The sequence below is a fragment of the Sulfurimonas indica genome, assembly GCF_009192995.1.
Classification (GTDB): Bacteria; Campylobacterota; Campylobacteria; order Campylobacterales; family Sulfurimonadaceae; genus Sulfurimonas; species Sulfurimonas indica.
In genome coordinates this window covers 39,448-56,350 of sequence record NZ_SDID01000017.1, presented here as the reverse complement: position 1 = coordinate 56,350, position 16,903 = coordinate 39,448, and the positions used below count along the sequence as shown (strand labels likewise).

Annotated in this window: 15 protein-coding genes; 11 read left to right on the top strand and 4 right to left on the bottom strand. The window is 36.7% G+C overall.

What is annotated here, in order from left to right:
• Positions 1–522: hypothetical protein (locus ES948_RS08450; RefSeq protein WP_223176046.1), on the bottom strand; the 522-nt coding region annotated here is incomplete at its 3' end.
• A 310-nt stretch (positions 523–832) separates the two neighbouring features.
• Here ES948_RS08450 and ES948_RS08445 point away from each other — a divergent pair.
• From ES948_RS08445 to ES948_RS08395, 11 genes are all read left to right on the top strand, one after another.
• Positions 833–2,749: a ferredoxin--nitrite reductase gene (locus tag ES948_RS08445; RefSeq protein ID WP_152184512.1), complete on the top strand. Its 1,917-nt coding sequence runs from the start codon at positions 833–835 to the stop codon at positions 2,747–2,749.
• A gap of 59 nt (positions 2,750–2,808) precedes the next feature.
• Positions 2,809–3,396, top strand: coding sequence for a GGDEF domain-containing protein (locus ES948_RS08440; protein ID WP_152184511.1), 588 nt, complete (start codon positions 2,809–2,811; stop codon positions 3,394–3,396).
• A 27-nt stretch (positions 3,397–3,423) separates the two neighbouring features.
• Positions 3,424–4,596 carry an EAL domain-containing protein gene (locus ES948_RS08435; RefSeq protein WP_152184510.1) on the top strand — a complete coding sequence of 391 codons (1,173 nt, stop codon included), beginning with the start codon at positions 3,424–3,426 and terminating at the stop codon, positions 4,594–4,596.
• Between the two features lie 69 nt (positions 4,597–4,665).
• Entirely contained in the window at positions 4,666–5,376 is a 711-nt protein-coding gene (pyrH, locus tag ES948_RS08430; protein WP_152184509.1) for a UMP kinase, read from the top strand.
• A 10-nt stretch (positions 5,377–5,386) separates the two neighbouring features.
• Positions 5,387–5,608, top strand: coding sequence for a DNA-directed RNA polymerase subunit omega (locus ES948_RS08425; RefSeq protein WP_152184508.1), 222 nt, complete (start codon positions 5,387–5,389; stop codon positions 5,606–5,608).
• Between the two features lie 10 nt (positions 5,609–5,618).
• Entirely contained in the window at positions 5,619–7,766 is a 2,148-nt protein-coding gene (locus ES948_RS08420; protein WP_425505071.1) for a RelA/SpoT family protein, read from the top strand.
• 23 nt (positions 7,767–7,789) lie between these two features.
• The gene (gene tyrS / locus ES948_RS08415; protein WP_152184506.1) at positions 7,790–8,998 is read left to right on the top strand and encodes a tyrosine--tRNA ligase; all 1,209 of its coding nucleotides are present in this window, start codon (positions 7,790–7,792) and stop codon (positions 8,996–8,998) included.
• Entirely contained in the window at positions 8,998–10,089 is a 1,092-nt protein-coding gene (locus ES948_RS08410; protein ID WP_152184505.1) for a nitronate monooxygenase, read from the top strand. The genes tyrS and ES948_RS08410 overlap by 1 nt, the downstream gene beginning before the upstream one ends.
• Before the next feature lie 8 nt (positions 10,090–10,097).
• Positions 10,098–11,510, top strand: coding sequence for an N-acetylmuramoyl-L-alanine amidase family protein (locus ES948_RS08405; RefSeq protein ID WP_152184504.1), 1,413 nt, complete (start codon positions 10,098–10,100; stop codon positions 11,508–11,510).
• A 68-nt stretch (positions 11,511–11,578) separates the two neighbouring features.
• Complete coding sequence (locus ES948_RS08400) at positions 11,579–12,772, top strand: molybdopterin-dependent oxidoreductase (RefSeq protein WP_152184503.1); 1,194 nt, start codon at positions 11,579–11,581, stop codon at positions 12,770–12,772.
• Positions 12,773–12,781: 9 nt separating this feature from the next.
• Entirely contained in the window at positions 12,782–13,084 is a 303-nt protein-coding gene (locus ES948_RS08395) for a sulfite:cytochrome C oxidoreductase subunit B (RefSeq protein ID WP_152184502.1), read from the top strand.
• Positions 13,085–13,096: 12 nt separating this feature from the next.
• On the opposite strand, the gene ES948_RS08390 is transcribed toward ES948_RS08395, so the two are convergent.
• The 3 genes from ES948_RS08390 to ES948_RS08380 all read right to left on the bottom strand — a co-directional run bounded on the left by ES948_RS08390 (position 13,097) and on the right by ES948_RS08380 (position 16,799).
• Positions 13,097–14,176 (bottom strand): DHH family phosphoesterase, encoded by a 1,080-nt coding sequence (locus ES948_RS08390; RefSeq protein WP_152184501.1) that lies wholly within the window; start codon positions 14,174–14,176, stop codon positions 13,097–13,099.
• A 14-nt stretch (positions 14,177–14,190) separates the two neighbouring features.
• A complete protein-coding gene (flhA, locus tag ES948_RS08385) occupies positions 14,191–16,281 on the bottom strand; it encodes a flagellar biosynthesis protein FlhA (protein WP_246153850.1) in 2,091 nt (696 codons plus the stop codon).
• 113 nt (positions 16,282–16,394) lie between these two features.
• Entirely contained in the window at positions 16,395–16,799 is a 405-nt protein-coding gene (locus ES948_RS08380) for an RrF2 family transcriptional regulator (protein WP_152184499.1), read from the bottom strand.
• Between the last annotated feature and the right edge of the window lie 104 nt (positions 16,800–16,903).

Below are 16,903 nucleotides of genomic sequence, written 5' to 3'. Positions count from 1 at the left end.
TTCTTCAAGAAAATTGCATTTATGATTTGAACTTAGGTGATCTTTTAATAAATTTAGAATTTCAATTCCCCATGCTTGATTAGTGTGTTCTATTTTAAGCATAATACTTTTATTTGATTCTTCTGTATTAAAAGATACTTCAATTTTTTGATTTTCTATTGTTTGTGTATTTGGAAAATCTAGTATTATATTCCATGTAAGAATAATATTTCTTGGAGAAACATCTCTTGTCTCTAAATATGTTTTTAAAGAATTTATACCATTGATTTCTCGTTTAGTTTTGTCATGATAGGATATCAATACTGAAAAATAGTCTATATTCGTATAATTTTCTTTATGTATTTTTTCATCAATTAAATAATAAAATTGTTCTATATCATTCAATGTAATATGAAAATCATTTTCATTTTCATATGAAAGGATTTGTTTATTCCCCAAAAAGTTTAAAATAATATCAGCAAATATATTTTGTGAAATATTTAATACAACATCATTTTTTGCTATATCGATTTTTTTGTCCATTGTTTACCTTTTTATCTAACTGGGGCGTGGGTGTTTAACCCGCGCCCCAGTTGCCTCGGTAAGCGAAGCGTCCGAGGCAACTATTTATTAACAAACATTCTATCAAAAAGAGTCAATATATTCCAAATAAATAAACACATTTTTTGTATGTTAACTGTTCAATATCTTACATAATATACAAAATGTTACTTACGAAAGTTTTTTATATCTAAAGTTTACTGTCTAAAAAATAATCAAAAAATTAATAGAAACTGCCTAAAAATAGAATATAATTCTAGTATATAATATAAATTGGAGTTATAATAATAGTATGGAAGTCTTACAAAAAGCATATGAAGCAAGAAGCAAAAAGCTCAATAAAATTGAAAAACTCAAAGAGTTAAAATCTCCAAAAGAGGCTTATGAAAAGCTTGAGGAGTATGCTAAGAATGGATATGCTTCCATTCCTGATGAAGATAAATCCTACTTTTTAAAGTGTTTTGGGATTTATGACAGACCTGCTACTCCTGAGCGTTTTATGTTGAAACTCCGTATCCCGGGTGGTTATATGAATGCTGCTCAAGCTAAGGTAATAGGGGAGTGTGCCAAAGAGTTCGGTCAAGACTACATAGATCTAACAACGCGTGCACAGTGCGAACTTCGTTATTTACGCATAGAAGATCTGCCTACTATCATTAAGCGTCTTGAAGCTGTTGGGATTGATGCTTATCAGACCGGTGTAGATAATATTCGTGGGATTATGGCTGATCCTTTTGATGATAAAGCCTTTGATAACGTTCTTCCATCGCACCATATACTGCTTAAAATGCAAGATATCTTTTTACATAACTATGAGTGGATATCTGCGCTGCCTAGAAAATTCAACACGGCAATTACGGGTAATATCTCTAACCGCTGTAATATCTTTTGTCATGATGCATCATTTGTTCTTGCGCAAAAAGATGGAGTTTATGGTTACAATATGTACCTTGGCGGAAAAGTTGGAGTTGTCGGAAAATCTGCCAATATCTTTTTAAAAAATGAGGATGAGGTTCTTACTGCATTTAGTGCAATCATAGAGATATTTAAACGTTATGGATTTCGTGACAACAGAAACAAAAACAGATTACACTTTCTTATAGAAGCCATAGGTATAGAAGAGATGGCAAAGGCAATTCGTGAGCATGCAGGCATAGATTTTGCGACTGCCGGTGAGACGATGACCAAGATGGACTACTATGAGCCAGATCAGGGAAAAGTGCAGCTGCGTGATGGAAGTTTCGGTGTACATGTTGTTGTGCCTTCTGGAATTTTCAAAGGTTCCTCCATGATGGAAGCTGCACGTCTTTCTGAAGTCTATGGGGATGGTAATATCCGTCTTGATATGGAGCAGAGTTTTTACATTATGGGTGTTAAAGATGTAGATGGACTCTTGCATGAGCCATATTTTGAAGAGTATAAAAGTTTAAATACTCCATATTTTAACCATTTGATCGCCTGTGCTGGGACAGAACACTGTCCTTTTGGTGTGATAGAGAACAAAAACGATGCCATAACAATGGCAAGTTACTTGGATGAAAAAGTACCACTTGAAGCTGGACGTGTTCGTATGTACTGGTCAGCTTGTGTCAAAGGATGTGGGATTCACGGACTTGGAGATATCGGTTTTGAAGGCTGTAAGGCGAAAGTGGGTGGTATTAACGGCAGTGGTGTCAATATCTATCTTGGCGGTAAACTAGCAGGTGAGGGTGCTGTTGAAGGGCATACTGTACTTAAAGGTGCTCCGCTTGAGTATGCTAAGTATTATGTTGAATCATTGATGCTTGAGTATAGACGTCTGCGTGAGCCAAGTGAGAGCTTTGAGCGTTTTACAGACAGAGTACTACGTAATTTCACCAGTGCCAAGATTGGCTTTATGATGATGCTTTTAGCCTATATGCGAGCAAAAAACATCAACATTGATTTTGGTTTTGAGACGAAAGTCACTACCGGAAAGAATGAAGAATTTGAGGTATTTGAGCTTGGAAGAAAACTTTATTATCAGTTTGCAAAAAAAGAAGCATATAGCTCTTATGAGCGTTTTACGAATGTTATCAAGAGTGAAAAACTTGAAGATATCAGAAAACTTGTACCTGAAATCGATGAGAATATCGCTCAGATGTTGGAGTTGATACTACATAGTGATGAGAGAAAAAGAGCTGTTGTTTTTTCAGAGATTATTCCTTTTATCATGCTGTATGAGAAGTGAATTTATCTTTTAACATAATTTATGATACAATGAAGTAAATAGATTATGAGGTGTGAGCAATGTTGGAGGGTGATTTATATCAGTATTTAGCTGCAGTATTTGCTTTATTATTTTTTATAAGTTTATATTTTAATTTTAGATTTTTTAAAACAATAAAGCGGCATAATGAAAATGACAATGCACTTATCCGAAGTGCCTACTTTAATCCTGTAAGTGATCTTCCCAATCGTGCAAATATTGAGCTTGTCCTCAGCGAGCAGATTGAGAGAGCATTGCGCCATAATCAGACCTTTCTTATTACTGTCATAAAAATAATGAACTATCATGATGTGAAAATTCGCTCAAAAGAGTTAGCAGATGAGTTCATGTATGAAGCGAGCAACAGACTTCTCTCTTCGATTCGTGATGAGGATATTGTCGGACATATCACAGATGACGGTTTTATCATTGTGTTTAATGAATACCTTGATGAAAAAAATTATCATATCATAATTGATAGAATAAAAGTGGCTTTCTCTGAAAAACCTCATATCAACACAAAATACCATATAGAGTATAACTTAAGTATCGGTTACTCGAAGTATCCAAACGACGGGACTGATGCAAAGCTGCTGATTGACCGTGCAACGCGTAATGCCTTAAAGTAATCGATAGAAAAATTATTAAGAGAAGATATGAAGATCCAAAAAGCTATACAAAATAATCTTTTTACGCTGTATTATCAACCAAAAATTAATCTGCATACAAAAAAAGTAGAATCCGCTGAAGCACTTATTCGACTAGAGGGTAAAGATGGAATTATCATGCCTTCTGAGTTTATACCACAAGCAGAAGAGAGTGGTGAAATAATCGATATAGACAGATGGGTTTTTAACCGCTTGATAGAAGACTCAAGATACATCTCTATGATGGCACAAGATGATATTACTATCTCATTTAATGTCTCATCCACTCATTTTAGGCAGGACTGTTTTTTAGAAAACCTAGAAAATATTTTTAATTTTACTACAGATTTTCTATCACAGTTTGAAATAGAGCTGACAGAATATGCACTTATAGATGATGTTCAAGGTACAATATCTAAAATGAACACATTGAAGGAGAAGGGCTTTAAGATAGCTATTGATGATTTTGGAACAGGCTACTCATCTCTACTCTACTTAAAAGATTTTCCGATAGATACAATTAAAATAGATAAGGCTTTTGTAGATGGTATCGAAAATGATGATGAAAAAACGCTTAAAATTATCGATTCTATCATCTATCTTGCAAAAAAATTAGATTTAAACGTTGTTGCTGAAGGTGCTGAGAGTATGAAACAGGTCACTTGGTTATATGAAAATCAGTGTGATGAAGTTCAGGGATATTACTATTCAAAACCTTTACCAATAGATAAGTTTGTAAAGTTTGTTAAAGCAGTAAATGAGATAGACGACCCCAACGCTTATATCGTATGGAGCGAAAAATATTCAGTGAATAATTATGCATTTGATACACAGCATATGATAATAGCGAGTCTTTTAAATAAACTCTATGAAGAGTTGAAAAATAAAGATATGGCAGAGAAGACAGATGTAAACATCTATTTTTCTCTGTTGGACAGGTATATTGATATCCATTTTAAGGCAGAAGAGAAATTTATGTCAGATATGAACTATGCAGATATTGATGCGCATATAAATGCACACCATGAATTTAAAAAACTTTTAAAAGAATTTGGCACAAATCTTTCTCTTTCTAGCAAAAAAAACAGTTATGATCTTTTTGTAATACTGAAAGAATGGTTTATAAGGCATGAATTGACCATGGATAAAAAGTTTACGACAAAGTTTGCAATGGAAGATTAAACTTACTCCAAAGCAGATTTAAAGCCATTTTTTAGTATAATTCACGGATTTTTATAAAAAGGTGTATGCATGGCTAACAAACGTGTTTTGGTTAAGTTTTCAGGTGAAGCTCTTGCCGGTGAGGCAGGTCATGGAATTGACACACAGATTTTAAAGTATATAGCACAGGAGATAAAATCTCTCGTTGATGCAGGTATTGAAGTTGGTATCGTTATTGGTGGCGGAAATATCATTCGTGGTGTGACTGCTGCACAAGGTGGTATCATTAAGCGTACATCGGGTGACTATATGGGAATGCTAGCTACTGTAATTAACGGTGTAGCAATGCAAGAAGCGTGTGAGCATGCAGGACTTCAAGTGCGTATGCAAACTGCTATTAAAATGGAGCAGATTGCTGAGCCATACATAAACCGTAAAGCGACACGTCATTTAGAAAAAGGTCGTGTTGTGATTTTTGCAGCGGGAACAGGGAATCCGTTCTTTACAACAGATACGGCGGCGACACTGCGTGCAGTAGAGATTGGTGCAGAAGTTATCATTAAAGCAACAAAAGTTGATGGTGTTTATGATAAAGACCCTGCAATATACAGTGATGCGAAGAAGCTTGATGAGCTTACATACGATCAAGCACTTCAAGACCATATTAAAGTGATGGATGACACATCTATTGCACTTGCAAAAGATAATAGCCTGCCTATTATCGTTTGTGATATGTCTATTGAAGGAAATCTTTTAGACATTTTAAATGGCAATATGCAAAATTGCTCAATAGTTAAATAAAGGAAAAGAAATGAAAGTTGAAGAGTTAACAGCCAAAGTTTTAGAACAAAATCCAAATGTTGATCGTTATCAGTTGGCAATTGCAGTTTCAAAAAGAACAGATGAGTTGGAGAATGGTGCAACAAGCAAACTGAATGTAAATACTAGCCATATTAAATCAGCTGACTTGGCACTTATGGAAATCGCTGAAGGCCTTATCGTAATTAAAGGCTTTACTAAAAAAGAGAAGTAATCTCTTGGGACTGGATCAACTAAGTATTGAAAAGATCAAGCATCTTCGTGATGTTGATTCAGCATCTTCTTATCTATTCTCACAAATACCTCCAACAGAATTTTTAAAACAAGCTCTTGATTTTTCGATAGAAGCGCATAAAGAGCAGTTTCGAAAGAGTGGAGAGCCTTATATTGTCCACCCTATCTTGGTCGCTTCTATTGTCGCTGCACTTACCAATGATGAGTCTATGGCAATATCAGCTCTTTTGCATGATGTCGTTGAAGACACAAACATCTCTATTTTAGAGATTGAAGAGAAGTTTGGCAAGGATGTGGCACATCTGGTCTCGGGATTGACAAAGATAGATGTCATTCGTGACAGTGAATTAGTACCTTCATACTCTGATGAGAAGCTTGTTGTATCAGCACTTTCATTTAGAAAGATGCTGCTAGCAAGTATTGAAGACGTACGGGTCTTGGTTGTAAAACTGTGTGACAGACTGCATAATATGCTTACCCTTGATGCACTTCCTACACACAAACAAAAAAGAATCGCAGAAGAGACACTTGTTGTATATGCTCCTATTGCACATCGTTTGGGTATTAGTTTTCTCAAAAATATTCTCGAAGATTTGAGTTTTGCCTATCTTTTTCCAGAAGAGAAACATCACATAGACAACTATTTAGATACCAACTATCATGCCATGGAGATGAAACTCAGTGAGTTTAAAGAGTCCATCTCTAAAATACTTATCAAAAATGGTTTCTGTGAAGATGATTTTGAAGTCCTTTCACGTATCAAGCATCGTTACTCGATTTACCTGAAGATGCAGAGAAAGGGCGTCAGTATTGATGAAGTACTGGATCTTTTGGCTGTACGAATTCTTACAAAAGAGCCTATCAAGTGTTATGACGCTTTAGGGCATGTTCATTTGAATTTCCGTCCACTTGCATCTCGTTTTAAAGATTACATTGCCGTTGCAAAAGACAACGGATATCAAACGATTCATACGACTGTTTTTCATAAAACGGCAATTTTCGAAGTTCAAATCCGTACCTATGAGATGCATAAAACCGCTGAGCTTGGAGTGGCTGCACACTGGAAGTATAAAAGCGGTGGTAACAACATCAAACTTGATTGGCTGGATAATCTGCAGTATCAGAATGAATCAGTTGAGGATTTTTATGCGCTTATCAAAAATGATCTCTACTCTGAAGATATCTCGGTCTTTTCTCCAAAAGGAGATGCTTTTACGCTTCCTCGTGGAGCTGTGGCACTTGACTTTGCTTATGCGGTACACAGTGAGGTAGGAAATAAAGCAACGGCAGCACTTATTAATAAAACACGATCTTCATTGTTAACTGAACTCAATAATGGAGATATCGTTAAAATCATCTCCGGAGATGAAATTCAAACTCGATGTTCCTGGATAGATGCAGTCAAGACTTCAAAAGCAAAGACAAATATGAAGCTAAACTGTAATGCACGTCTGCGTGAGATTAATGCAAAATCAGCTATCAGTATTGTTGCTACTGCGATGAGCTTGAGCTATTCACGTGTTGAAGAGTGGTTTAAAAAGAACAAGTGTGATTCACTTGCAAACCTGCCAAATGATATTGAGCATTTTAAAAATGTCATCCACAAATATGTTACGGAGATCAGTAAAAACAGTCGCTTTAAAGCATTTATCTCACGTCACAGATTTAAAGTGAAAAAGTATGAATTCGCAGGCTTGGAAGTTTACGCTACGACTGGTATCAGTGATGTTGTTTTTGATTACTGTTGTCATCCAAAACCGGGTGATGAAGTGATGGCGTTTTTAGAAAAGGGTAAGGCTCACGTACACCATAAAATGTGTTCCAATGCTGCGAAAAAACTTGAGGCTAACGAACCTATGGTATTTGTCAAGTGGACACAGGAAAACCTTTACAGGTATAAGCTTATTGCATCACTGCATAATGAAAAGGGTGCATTGGCCGAGTTTTTAACATATCTTGTGAAATTAGATATTGATATATTATCGATTGAGCTAGGGAAAGAACATTCTGATTATATTCAATATTGTGAGCTGATTTTTACAACAAAAGAAGCCGATATTAATAGACTTCGTGCTAAAATAGAGTCAAAAATTAAAGTCATCCATCTTGTACGTAGTGATGACGCCTATAAAAATTAAATAATTCAAAAAGAAGAGATTAGATGATAGATGAAGCTTTAAAAGAGATACACAGAGGTTGTGCTGAGATTATAGACAACGAAAGAGTTGAAAAACTTCTCAAAGCTTATTATGATGAAGGAAAAACGTATAGAGTTAAAGCCGGTTTTGACCCGACTGCACCGGATTTGCACTTAGGACATACAGTTCTTTTACAAAAATTGGCAACTTTTCAAAAATATGGTGGACGTGTACAGTTCCTTATCGGTAGTTTTACTGCAATGATCGGTGACCCTACTGGAAAAAATGTTACAAGAAAAATTCTTACACAAGAAGAGATTGTAAAAAACATTGAGTCCTATACTTCACAGGCCTTTAAGATTTTAGATAAAGAAAAAACTGATATTGTTTACAATAATGAATGGCTTGATGAGTTGGGTGCTGCAGGTATGCTGCAACTTGCTTCAAACCTGACAGTTGCCCGTATGCTTGAGCGTGATGATTTTTCTAAACGTTATGCGGCAAATACACCGATAGCAGTAAGTGAGTTTATGTACCCATTGCTGCAGGGTTATGACAGTGTACATCTTGAATCTGATATCGAGATAGGTGGGACTGATCAGAAGTTTAATCTTCTAATGGGAAGACAACTGCAAAAAGCATATGGTCTTAAAAAGCAGCAGGCAGTTCTGATGATGCCAATCTTAGAGGGTCTTGACGGTGTTCAAAAGATGAGTAAATCTCTAGGAAACTACATCGGTGTTTCCGATGAGCCAAATGATATGTTTGGTAAAGTTTTAAGTATCTCAGATGATTTGATGTGGCGTTATTATGAACTGCTCAGTACGAAATCTCTTGATGCAATTGCAGCCCTCAAACAAGGTGTAGAGGAAGGTACACTCCATCCTAAAAAGGTAAAAGAGGAACTCGCTCTTGAAATTACAGAGCGTTTTCACTCACGTGAGGCAGCTGAGCAGGCAAAGAATGAATTTGAAAAAGTTCATACTAAGAGTCAAATCCCGACTGATATCGAAGAGTTTAGTATAGATGCAGAAGATGGCAGTGTTTGGATAGCAAAAGCGCTTGTAGATTGTAAACTTGAACCATCTACTTCTCAAGCAAGAAGAGATATTAAGCAAGGTGGTGTTAAAATAAACCAAGAAAAAGTTTCTGATATGCAACTACAACTCACACCTGGTGAGTATCTTTTACAAGTTGGAAAAAGAAAATTTGCGAAAGTAAAGGTAAAATAATGAGTTTTGAATCATTAAAGATTGGAAAATACACAATTGACAAGCCTATAGTACAAGGTGGAATGGGTGTAGGAATCAGCTGGGACCAATTAGCTGGAACAGTTTCAGCCGAAGGTGGTCTTGGTGTTATATCTGCAGTTGGAACAGGATACTATAAAAACAAAGAGTATGCACATAAACTTGTAGCAAACAGACCACTGAGTGAAGAGAACTTCTACTCAAAAGAGGGTTTTAAAGCAATCATAGACAATGCAAGAAAGATTTGTGGAGACAAGCCTCTTGCTGCAAATATTTTGTATGCTATTAATGATTATGGAAGAGTAGTGCGTGATGCATGTGAAGCTGGTATTGACATTATTATCACGGGTGCTGGACTTCCGACAAATATGCCGGAGTTTACTGAAGGATATCCTGATGTAGCACTTGTACCTATTGTATCTTCTGCAAAAGCACTTAAGATCATCTGTAAACGCTGGAAAAAACGTTATGACAGAATTCCTGATGCAGTAGTTGTTGAAGGACCAAAATCAGGTGGACATCAAGGCTTTACTTATGAGCAGTGTAAATTACCGGAAAACCAACTTGAAAATATTGTCGGTCCGGTTGTTGAAGAAGCAGCTCTTTGGGGAGACATTCCTGTTATTGCTGCCGGTGGTGTTTGGGATAAGAATGATATTGAAGATATGTTAAGCCGTGGAGCACGTGGTGTTCAAATGGGTACACGATTTATTGGTACTTTTGAGTGTGATGCACATGCAAACTTCAAAAAAGTGCTCCTTGATGCGAAAAAAGAGGATATTGTTCTGATGAGCTCCCCTGTTGGTTATCCTGCACAGGGTGTAGTAACAAACCTCACGCACCTGGTAGAAAAACGTGAAGGTCCAGCTATTAAATGTATCTCTAACTGTGTTGCACCTTGTAATCGTGGTGAAGAGGCGAAAGTTGTTGGCTTTTGTATTGCAGACAGACTCTCTGATGCATATGAAGGAAACATAGAGACAGGACTTTTCTTCTCTGGAACAAATGGCTACAGACTCGATAAAATTATTTCTGTAAAAGAGTTAATGCAAAAACTGACAGAAGGCGAATAGAGACTTTAATGCTTCGCTCTTTTGTATTACTCCTTGTTTTACTGGTATCGCTTTACGCTCAGAGTGACAGCGAGCTTTTAAAGCGCGCGAATACGTATGCTAAATCTTCAAGTAAAACAGATCAGTTTCGGGCTTATAATGACTACAAAAATCTCTACCTTCGTGCATTGATGGGTGATGATGAAAAGCTAAAAAAGTTTGCACTTGAAGGTATAGTGAGCTCAGGTACGAAACTGCATATTGATGTTTCACAATATGCAAGAGAACTGTTACATATGCACTCATCTTACCAAGCCCCAAAGAAACAAAAAAAGCAAACGAAACATACTTCAAAAACAAAAAAATCCAAAAAAATCAAAGTTAAATCATCTCATAAACTTAAAGCTGTCCGTTGGAAAGATGGAAAATTGGTTTTAAAATTTGATAAAAAACTGCGCAATAATCAGATAAACTATTTTACTCTTTATGATTCTAAAAAGAAAAAGTATAAATATATCTTTGATATTCATGCATCGATGCTGACAAAATCGCAAACTTTGAGAAAAAACGGTATTGACAGAATTAAGCTGGCACAATACAATCCAAATACACTGCGACTTGTAATTGCAAACAGTAAAAAACTGAGTATCCACTTCAAAAAAGAGAGTACAACTCTCTATATTCGAATGAACAAGGCAAAGAGTCAAAAAACATATAAATCAGTAGCTAAAAAAGGCACAAAGGCAGTGCAAAGCTACTATTACAAAAATAAAGTAATTGTAATTGATGCAGGACATGGTGGGAAAGACCCCGGTGCATTAGGATACCGTCGTTATCGTGAAAAAGTAGTTGTACTGCAGATTGCTCAAGAGTTAAAGAAGATATTGAGATCTCGTGGATATCGAGTTTATATGACACGTGATAGAGACAAATTTGTAAAATTGAGAGACAGAACAAAGTTTGCAAATGATAAAAAAGCGGATATCTTTATCAGTATCCATGCAAATGCAGTGAATAGAAAGATTGCAAAAAAAGCACATGGGATAGAGTGCTACTTTTTATCAACTTCTCGTTCGGATCGTGCAAAAAAAGTTGCCGCAATGGAGAACTCGGCTGATTTAGAAGATATGAACTTTTACGGAAAACAATGTCTTTTAAATACAATCAATTCCCATAATATCATTGCAGCAAACAAACTGGCAATTGACCTGCAGCGTGGAGCGCTCTCAACACTGAAAAAACGCTATAAAAATGTCAAAGATGCCGGTGTAAGAGAAGGTCCATTTTGGGTACTTGTTGGTGCTCAAATGCCTGCAGTTTTAGTCGAAGTTGGTTTTATTACGCATCCGATGGAAGCAAAACGTTTGGCAAACAGAAAATATCAACGTACAATGGCACTAGGTCTGGCAAATGGAATAGAGCGTTATTTTATAAATAATTAGAGTTTCTCTTAACGATTCTTTTTGATTTTTAATGATAAAATAAATAAAAAAATCATCAGGGATGAAAAATGCACAGAAGAGAGTTCTTCAAAATTTCATTTGCAGCAGCAACAGCCATAGTTGCAAATCTCGAAGCTTCAAATACCATACGACCTAGAGACAATCAAAAAGTACTTCCTATTAAATTTCCACAAAAAAGAGAGCTGATACTGCATTCAGACAGACCGCCTCTTTTAGAAACACCAAGAGATTTTTTTACAACGGCAATTACTCCAAATGATGCTTTCTTTGTTCGTTGGCATATGCCAATCATTCCAACAGCGACAAATCTAGATACATATTATGTTCATATCCATGGCGAGGTTGAAAAGCGACTCTATCTGACAGTAGATATGCTCAAAAATGATTTTGAAGCGGTAGAAGTTACAGCTGTTATGCAGTGTGGAGGAAACTCTCGTTCGGCTTTTCGTCCAACAACAAGTGGCATCCAGTGGGGAAGTGGAGCTATGGGCTGTGCTACTTTTAAAGGAGTACGACTCAAAGATATTTTGAAAAAAGCAGGCTTAAAAGAGGATGCTAGATGGATTAGTCTCAACGGCAATGATAAAGCAGTAATGACAAAGATTGAAAACTTCAAGCGTGAGCTAAAAATTGATGAGATCAGTGATGATACGATTGTTGCCTATGAGATGAATGGTGAAGAGATACCGTTTTTAAACGGCTACCCTCTGCGTTTGATAATCCCTGGATTTTATGCCGATAGCTGGGTAAAACAACTGAGTGACATCTATGTTACAAAAGAGTATCAAAAGTACTTTTTTATGGATGTCGCCTATAGAATTCCAGATAACGAATGTGAATGTGAAGAGCCTGATAATCTTGCAAAAAAGACAAAACCTTTAGAGTATATGAATGTAAAATCTTACATAGGCTATCCGAAAAACAACCAAAAAGTAAAAAGAGCTACTAACCTACGTATTAAAGGTGTTGCTTTTGATGCAGGAGAAGGTATTAAAGCTGTACAAATTTCTTTGGATGGGGGTAAAACATGGCAGAGTGCGACTTTGGCAGATGAACTTTCACGCTATGCATTCCGAGTCTTTACCTATAATCTGAAGCCTATGAAAAAAGGGAAGCTGCAGATTATGGCTAAAGCGATAAATAACAAAGGTGAAGAACAGCCCTTCGCTCATGAGATAAAATGGAATCATGGTGGGTATAAATATAATGGCATTGACAGTGTAACTGTCACTGTGGTTTAGGAAAGAATTATGAAAAATATAGTATTGATTTTATTGCTTAGCCTGCAACTCAGCGCCGCATATACACAAAAAGTAAAACTGCCAAGCGTTACCTTTGCAATAGAGAATGATAAAAATATCAAAGTGATGCAGAGAAACTGTCAGTGGTGTCATTCATATGGGTACATTCTTAATCAGGGAAAACAGTCAAAAGAGTTTTGGCATAAAATTGTACTGAAGATGCGAGATGTTTATCATGCACCTATCAATGCAAGAGATGAAAAGATAGCGACAGAGTATTTGTTTAAATATTACGGCAACGGAAAAATGTAGTAGCAAAGAGGATTAATCCTCTTTTTTATACTCCAAATCTCCTGCACGAGACTCTTTTTCATTGATGAGTCGTTCAATCTGTGCTTTGACTTTATCATAACGAAATTGTTCTTTAAAGCCTTGAATACGTCCACCTGCAGCATTTGGATGTCCTCCGCCTCCTGCCCACTCTTTAGAGATTTGTGAAACACTTACTTGATTGTTTGCTCTTAGACTCATTGTTCCACGTGAGCTTACATCAACGATGAAATCATACTCCGGAAATCTTGTTAAAAATCCGTTTCCAATGATAGAGGTATTTCCAACTCCGTAAGAGAGATATCCACGATAACCTTTGTAATAGATGGTTTTCTCATCACGTGCACGTCCAAGAAGCTCGACAACATATTCAGTTACCAGATTATCTAAAGTATCGTTTTTTTCACGTTTGAAAAAATCCTTTTTCAAAAAGTAGATTTTTTCATCTAAAACGATTGGGGCATCAGGTTCGTTAATGTATTTAGCTGCTTCATGGAGCAGTGAGAGTTTGTACTGTGAATCTTCCTCCGGAAACATAACACGGTTTAACTCTCGTGTTTCAGTAACGAGACGCATACAGACTTTACCATATTCAAAGTTTTCTTTCTCTTCTTGTTTCCAAAGGTCAACCGCATTGACTACATCTACATACTTCTGCATCCATGACGGTTCATCAAATTCAAAATGTTCTTTTACATAGTCATAAGTGATCTTTGTAGCACAGCGTGAGGTGTCAAGATAATACCAGTCATACTTTTTAGCACTCTCTTCGCCACTGCCGTGATGGTCAAGGAGTTGAAGCTCTACATCCATCTTGTTTTCATTAAGCTTTTTTACTTCATGCGTGAGCCATTTGGACTCATCAGCTGTGAGATTAAGGTCTGTTATCAAGATAAGAGCAGCTTCTTTACGCTCTTTTATCTTTTCAAGCATCAAATCAAGTTTTTGTTTTACTTCAGCCCCGTAATTTGCATTGTAGTTAAATTTTCTATAGGGAGTATACATCATTACAAGTTGACAACTGTAGCCATCCAAGTCAATATGTGAGAGATGATGGGTTGTTCTGTTTTTCATTTATTACCTTTTATTTATTCTTCTGTTTGGGTTGTTATGGAGATCGAGCCAAGGACTTCAAACGTTGCACTTGAATCTATCTCTGCGTGAGAGAGAGTAACGACATCTAATGAGAATCTCTCAAAAATTTCAGCGACACCACGACGGATCTGTGGATCGACTATAATAATAACCGGAGAAATCCCTTTTTGCAGTATCTCTGCAGCTTTTGTACTTGTTGCTTGAATCAGTGCATTTATCTCACCGACATTGAGCATAAGATTTCTCACACCATCTTGTTCTTGGGATTTTTGCAGTAGAAGCTGTTCTGTGTTGGTATCAAAGGTCAGTAGACGTATAACGCCATCATCTCCGGTGTACATCTGTGTAATAACACGTGAGAGTTTTGCACGAACCTGTTCATTGATGAAGTCTACATTTTTCGTGTATTCAGCAACATCTGCGATAGTCTCTAAGATTGTCAGCATATCTTTGAGTGGGATTTTCTCATGTAGCAGTGCTTTGAGTACTCTTTGGATAAGACCGATAGAAGCGACTTTTAGCACATCATCAACAATGACAGGATAATCATTTTTGATTTTGTCAATAAGAGACTGTACCTCTTGACGTGTAAGAAGTTCTTCTGCATTGCGTTTGATGAGCTCACTCATATGGGTTGAGATGACAGTGGCCGGGTCCACAACGGTATAACCATTAATGATGGCATCCTCTTTTTGTTCTGGGGTAATCCAAAAGGCATCAAGACCAAAAGCAGGCTCTTTTGTCGGTTCACCTTGAATCTCGCCTGTTGCCATACCACTGTCCATGGCAAGAAATTTATCGGGTTGGATTTCCCCTTCGCCAACAGAGATACCTTTGAGCAGGACCTGATACTGGTTTGGTTTGAGATGCAGATTGTCTCGAATACGTACCTGCGGCATTAAAAAACCGTAATCTGAGGCAATTTTTCTTCGCATGGATCGGATTCTCTCAAGCAGATCACCGCCCTGACTTGCATCTGCGAGCTTGATGAGCTGATAACCAAGAGTGAGTTCCAGCATCTCTACTTTTAAGATATCTTCGAGGGCATTCTCTTCTTCTTTTGCTATCTCTTCATGTGATTTTTTCGGTTTGAGTTTTGCCTCGTCTTCCAATTCTTTTTTGGATTTTTTTCCCAAAATATTTTCAACATCCAAGATTGTAAGCTCGCCTCTTTCATACTTATAGATGGACCATCCAAGCAGAGCAAAAAGCAGACCGACAAACATCATTGAGGCTGTTGGAAGACCTGGGACAAGTGAAAAAAGAATCATAATGAAACCAACAATCATCATGGTTTTTGCATTACCGACCATCTGATTGATTGTGCCTTCAGCAAAGTTTTCCCCGTCACTTGAACTTCGAGTGATCATAATACCTGTAGCTGTAGATACTATAAGTGCTGGAATCTGACTTACAAGTCCATCACCGATTGTTAGAAGTGTAAAGGTAGCTGCACTATCACTTATGCTCATATCATGTTGAAAAACACCGATAAGAAACCCACCGATAATGTTGATGAGCGTAATGATAATCCCTGCAATTGCATCACCTTTTATGAATTTAGAAGAACCGTCCATAGCTCCATAAAAGTTTGCATCCTGCAGAATTTCCGCACGTCTTGCTTTTGCTTCTGCATCATCTATAAGTCCGGCATTTAAATCCGCATCAACGGCCATCTGTTTACCCGGCATAGAATCTAGTACGAAACGAGCAGCAACTTCTGCAACTCTTGTAGAACCTTTGGTAATGACCATAAAGTTAATAAGAACTAAAATCGAGAAAACAATAATCCCAATGACGAAGTTCCCACTGACAACAAAATCACCAAAAGAGGTAATGATATCACTTACGGATTCAGGACCTTCATGTCCTTTACTTAAAATCATCCTCGTTGTAGCGATATTAAGTGAGAGCCTGTAGAGGGTTAGAATAAGGATGAGTGTTGGAAATGTTGTTAAGTCTGTCGGTTTTGGAACATAGAGTGAAATTAAAAGAATCAAAACCGATACAGCGATAGATACTGTTAAAAGTACATCGAGCATAGAAGATGGCAGTGGAACAATAATAATGGCCAAAATTGCCATTACAAAAAGAACGACACTTAAATCTCGTTGACCTATTAAAAAGTTAAGTCCGGTTCCTATTTGCTGTCTCGCAGTTAATTTTCTTTTTGCCAAACTATTTGTTTTCCACTCTTTTAATCTTCTAATATATCAGCAAGGCTTAATTCTGCTAAAAAGAAATCGATTTTGCCTTGCAGTTTATGTAAAAATGGCCATATAGTACAGATCTGAGCTTTATTTGAAGGGCAGTCGTGCATCGATGGAGAACACTCAAAAACTGCCGGTGCTTTGCCTTCTACACTTGTCATAACATCAAGCATATTGATATTTACCGGCTTTTTATTAAGTGCAAAGCCACCTCTGACACCTTTGTATGACTTGAGGATGTCAGCTTTTGCAAGAGATTGTAAAATCTTTGCTAAAAAACTTTTTGATATAAAAAGCTCACGTGAGAGAGTTTCACTGTCTAATGGGTCTTTTGCTTTTGCCAAAACGATAAGAGAAAGTATTGCATATTCACTGGCGCGTGTTATTAACATTGTCTGAAATCTTTATAGTATTATTTTTGCTCTTATTATAGCCAAAAAAGTTAAAACTCTCTATAGAAATATTATAAATAATCTTAAAGAATAATTTTGGTATA

Excerpts from the sequence above, each read along its gene's own strand:
- ES948_RS08445 (WP_152184512.1), top strand. The coding sequence starts at position 833 with ATGGAAGTCTTACAAAAAGCATATGAAGCAAGAAGCAAAAAGCTCAAT.
- ES948_RS08440 (WP_152184511.1), top strand. The coding sequence starts at position 2,809 with ATGTTGGAGGGTGATTTATATCAGTATTTAGCTGCAGTATTTGCTTTA.
- ES948_RS08435 (WP_152184510.1), top strand. The coding sequence starts at position 3,424 with ATGAAGATCCAAAAAGCTATACAAAATAATCTTTTTACGCTGTATTAT.
- pyrH (WP_152184509.1), top strand. The coding sequence starts at position 4,666 with ATGGCTAACAAACGTGTTTTGGTTAAGTTTTCAGGTGAAGCTCTTGCC.
- ES948_RS08425 (WP_152184508.1), top strand. The coding sequence starts at position 5,387 with ATGAAAGTTGAAGAGTTAACAGCCAAAGTTTTAGAACAAAATCCAAAT.
- tyrS (WP_152184506.1), top strand. The coding sequence starts at position 7,790 with ATGATAGATGAAGCTTTAAAAGAGATACACAGAGGTTGTGCTGAGATT.
- ES948_RS08410 (WP_152184505.1), top strand. The coding sequence starts at position 8,998 with ATGAGTTTTGAATCATTAAAGATTGGAAAATACACAATTGACAAGCCT.
- ES948_RS08405 (WP_152184504.1), top strand. The coding sequence starts at position 10,098 with ATGCTTCGCTCTTTTGTATTACTCCTTGTTTTACTGGTATCGCTTTAC.
- ES948_RS08400 (WP_152184503.1), top strand. The coding sequence starts at position 11,579 with ATGCACAGAAGAGAGTTCTTCAAAATTTCATTTGCAGCAGCAACAGCC.
- ES948_RS08395 (WP_152184502.1), top strand. The coding sequence starts at position 12,782 with ATGAAAAATATAGTATTGATTTTATTGCTTAGCCTGCAACTCAGCGCC.
- ES948_RS08390 (WP_152184501.1), bottom strand. The coding sequence starts at position 14,176 with ATGAAAAACAGAACAACCCATCATCTCTCACATATTGACTTGGATGGC.
- flhA (WP_246153850.1), bottom strand. The coding sequence starts at position 16,281 with ATGGCAATTTTGGCCATTATTATTGTTCCACTGCCATCTTCTATGCTC.
- ES948_RS08380 (WP_152184499.1), bottom strand. The coding sequence starts at position 16,799 with ATGTTAATAACACGCGCCAGTGAATATGCAATACTTTCTCTTATCGTT.